Here is a 4,175-nt window from a genome sequence, read left to right as displayed (position 1 = left end):
CATGAACAGCAACTGCTTGCCTGGGTGCGCCCACTGGTAGGCCAGCAGGCTGCGCAGCCCGGCCGCCTTCACGTGGTCGTTGCCCGGCATCCGGCCCCACAGTGTGCCCTTGCCGTGCACGACCTCGTCGTGGCTGATCGGTAGCACGAAGTTCTCGCTGAACGCATAGAGCATCGAGAAGGTGATCGCGTGGTGGTGATAACTGCGGTACACCGGGTCGCGACTGATGTAGTCGAGCGTGTCGTGCATCCAGCCCATGTTCCACTTCATCGAGAAGCCCAGGCCGCCAACGGTCGTCGGCCTGGTGACGCCCGGCCACGAGGTCGACTCCTCGGCGATCGTGACGATCCCGGGCGCCGCCTTGTGGGCCGTGGCGTTCATCTCCTGCAGGAACTGCACGGCTTCCAGGTTCTCCCGGCCGCCGTGGATGTTCGGTGTCCAGCCGCCTTCGGGGCGTGAGTAGTCGAGGTAGAGCATCGACGCGACGGCGTCCACCCGCAGTCCGTCGATGTGGTACTGCTCGAGCCAGTACAGCGCGTTGGCCACCAAGAAATTGCGCACCTCGGCACGGCCGAAGTCGAAGACGTAAGTGCCCCAATCGAGTTGCTCACCGCGGCGCGGGTCGGAATGCTCGTAGAGTGGTGTGCCGTCGAACCGGCCGAGCGCCCACGCGTCCTTGGGGAAGTGGGCGGGAACCCAGTCCACGATGACGCCGATGCCGGCCTGGTGCAGTGCGTCGATGAGCGCGCGCAACTCATCGGGCGTGCCGAATCGGGACGACGGCGCGTAGTAGGACGTCACCTGATATCCCCACGAGCCGCCGAACGGGTGCTCGGCGACGGGCAGCAGTTCGACATGGGTAAACCCATGAGCCAGAACATAATCCGTCAACTCACGAGCGAGATCGAGGTACGACAGGCCCGGTCGCCACGAGCCCAGGTGGACTTCGTAGGTGCTCATCGGCTCGAACACGGCATTGCGCTTGGCGCGTGCCGCCATCCAGGCGTCGTCGTCCCACCGGTAGTCGCTCACGTTCACCCGCGACGCGGTGTGCGGCGGCACCTCGGTGGCGAATGCCATCGGGTCGGCACGGTCGGTGACCGAGCCGTCGGCACCGTGCACCCGGAACTTGTACAAGCCGTCATGGGCGAAACCGGGCCAGAACAACTCCCAGACACCCGATGAGCCGAGCACCCGCATCGGTGCCTCGTTGCCGTTCCAGCCGTTGAATTCGGCGATCAGGCTGACGCCCTTGGCGTTGGGCGCCCACACCGCGAACGACACCCCGTCGACCACGCCGTCGGCGGTGGTGAACGAACGGGGATGCGCGCCAAGGACCTCCCACAGCCGTTCGTGGCGTCCCTCGTTGAACAGATGCAGGTCGACTTCACCCAGGGTCGGCAGGAAGCGGTAGGCGTCGGCGACCGTCTGCGGGCCGCCGCCGTCGTAGACCACTTCGAGGCGGTAATCAATGAGGTTGACGAACGGCAGTGCCGCCGCGAACAAGCCGGAGTCGATGTGCTGCAACGGGAACCGGTCAGCGCCGACCAACGCGACGACGCTGGTCGCGTGCGGCCGGAAGGTCCGGATGACAGTGTGGTCGCCGTACTCGTGGGCGCCCAGGATGCCGTGCGGGTTGTGATGCTCGCCGGCAACCAGGCGGGCCAGGTCACTGGGCTCCGGGGCCAAACGGGCTCTGGCGACTTGTTCGGTGGACTTCATCGCGGCGTTACCTCCGGCGCAGCAGCGGGATTCGTGCTTCGGACGGTATGAGCGGCATGTTGATGACGTGGGCGACGGCGTGACCAGGATCGATGCGAATGTAGTTGGCCGCTCCCCATTGGTATTCCTCGCCGGTGATCTCGTCTCGTACCCAGAACCGTTCATGGTGTTCCATACCCAATGCGGGCATGTCCAACCACAATGTGGCTTGTTCTGGCCCGAACGCGTTGAGCGTCACAACGACCAGCACGCAGTCACCGGTGATCGGGTCGAACTTGCTGTACGCCAGCAACGCGTCGTTGTCGATGGTATGGAACGTGATGTTGCGCAGTTGTTGCAGCGCTGGGTGTAGTCGACGAATGCTATTCAGCCGCGCAATGAATGGCTCCAGCGAGCGTCCGGCCGCCAGCGCGCCGGCGAAGTCGCGTGGCCGCAACTCGTACTTCTCCGAGTCGAGATATTCCTCGCTGCCCTCGGCGACGGCGTGACCCTCGAACAACTCGAAGCCGGAATAGACCCCCCAGGCGGGGCTCATGGTCGCCGCCAGCACCGCACGTATTGCGAACATGCCCGGCCCGTTGTGCTGCAAACTCGCATGCAAGATGTCGGGGGTGTTGACGAACAGGTTGGGGCGTCGGTAGTCCGCGATTTCCGGTATCTGCTGGCCGAACTCGGTGAGGTCCCATTTGGATGTGCGCCAAGTGAAGTAGGTGTACGACTGCGTGAATCCCAGCTTGGCGAGCCCGTACTGGCGGGCCGGCGGGGTGAACGCCTCGGACAGAAACAGCACATCGGGATCGGCGGCTTTGGCCTGAGCGATCAACCAGGCCCAGAAGTTGGGCGGCTTGGTGTGCGGGTTGTCGACGCGAAAGACCTTGACCCCGTGGTCCATCCAGTATCGCACCACGCGCAGCACTTCGTCGTAGAGGCCGGCCGGATCATTGTCGAAGTTGATCGGGTAGATGTCCTGGTATTTCTTCGGCGGGTTTTCCGCGTAGGCGATCGTGCCGTCCGGCAATTCGGTGAACCATTCCCGGTGGTGCTTGGCCCACGGGTGATCGGGCGCGCATTGCAGAGCCAGGTCCAGGGCCACCTCCATGCCCAGGTCCTCAACCGCGTCGACGAACTTGTCGAAGTCGGCGATCGTGCCCAGCTGCGGATGCACCGCATCGTGGCCACCCTCGTCGCTGCCGATCGCCCACGGCGATCCGACGTCACCGGGCGCCGCCGTCGCGGTGTTGTTGCGGCCCTTGCGGTGAACCTTGCCGATCGGGTGGATCGGCGGCAGGTACACGACGTCGAAGCCCATCTGCGCGATCCGCGGCAGCGCCGCGGCTGCGGTCGCGAAGGTGCCATGCACAGGATCGCCGTCGGCGTCCCAACCGCCGGTCGATCGGGGGAACAATTCGTACCAAGCTCCGAAGCGGGCCAGCGGCCGGTCCACCCACACCCCGTACTGCTCGCCGCGGGTGACCAGCTCACGCAGCGGAAATTGGGTCAGCAGTTCATCGATGTCGGCGCTCAGCGCCGGCGCGGCGCGCGACACCGGATCGCCGGGTGCTTCCAGCGCCTTCGCGGCGGCCAGCAACGGCTCGCGGCTGCTACGCGGAACCCCGGTGGCGGCGCGTTTCAGCAGCTGTGCCCCGACCAGCAGGTCGTTGGACAGTTCGCTTTCGCCTTGGCCGGCGTCCAGCTTGGCTTCGACGGCGTGCCGCCAGGTGTGAATCGGGTCGCCCCAGCCGTCGACCCGGTACGTCCACAGCCCGACGCGGTCGGGCGTGAACACGCCGTGGAAGACGAAAGGCTCGAGGTCGTCGGCAGCCATCGGGACATGCAGCGGCTTGACCTTCACGACCGGCTCGGCGGCGGGTTCGGCCAGCGCGGGAGCCTGCACCGCCTTGAGCCGGCGGGTTTCACCCACTTCCGGATAGCGCGTCCCCAGGTAACGCACCACGAGCGTCGCCGCCACCGCGTCGTGGCCCTCCCGCCACACCGACGCGCGGACCGGGATCACCTCGTCGACGACGGCCTTTGCCGGGTACGCGCCGCATGACACGACGGGCGCGACGTCATCGATCTCGACACGACCGGGCACTGCTGCTCCTTCTGAGTCGCTAGTCGATTGTCGTCCTGGGCGCCGTCGACTCCGCCACCTGCACGTCTTCGAGAACATCTCAGCGCCCCATACCCACCGTAGTGTCGAGCCACACCTGAGGCCGGGTGGCGCGAGTTGTTCGGGAGGCGAAACCTGCCCCGGCGTCAGTAAGGTAGTGACGCGTGAAAGCCCTGCGTCGGTTCACGGTCCGTGCCCATCTCCCGGAACGCCTGGCGGCGCTCGAAGAGCTGTCGATCAACCTGCGATGGTCATGGGACAAACCCACGCAGGACCTGTTCGAGGCGATCGATCCCTCGCTGTGGAATCAGTGCGGTCGGGATCCGGTTGCCCTGCTGGG

The 4,175-nt window shown here is 65.8% G+C and carries 3 protein-coding genes; 1 reads left to right on the top strand and 2 read right to left on the bottom strand.

Annotation, left to right across the window (positions count from 1 at the left end; translation table 11 throughout):
- Together glgB and VN856_RS00770 are read right to left on the bottom strand one after the other, a co-directional pair.
- On the bottom strand, nucleotides 1-1,722 hold a 1,722-nt coding region (gene glgB, locus VN856_RS00775), incomplete at its 3' end, for a 1,4-alpha-glucan branching protein GlgB (RefSeq protein ID WP_325685224.1).
- 7 nt (nucleotides 1,723-1,729) lie between these two features.
- Nucleotides 1,730-3,817 carry an alpha-1,4-glucan--maltose-1-phosphate maltosyltransferase gene (locus VN856_RS00770; protein ID WP_325685223.1) on the bottom strand — a complete coding sequence of 696 codons (2,088 nt, stop codon included), beginning with the start codon at nucleotides 3,815-3,817 and terminating at the stop codon, nucleotides 1,730-1,732.
- A 182-nt stretch (nucleotides 3,818-3,999) separates the two neighbouring features.
- Between VN856_RS00770 and VN856_RS00765 the strand changes: the two genes are divergently transcribed.
- On the top strand, nucleotides 4,000-4,175 hold a 176-nt coding region (locus VN856_RS00765), incomplete at its 3' end, for a DUF3417 domain-containing protein (RefSeq protein WP_325685225.1).

Origin of the sequence: Mycobacterium sp. (genome assembly GCF_035603715.1) — a bacterium.
Lineage (GTDB): Bacteria > Actinomycetota > Actinomycetes > Mycobacteriales > Mycobacteriaceae > Mycobacterium.
The sequence above is the reverse complement of the archived record's forward strand: the minus strand, read 5'-3'. Positions and strand labels throughout refer to the sequence as shown.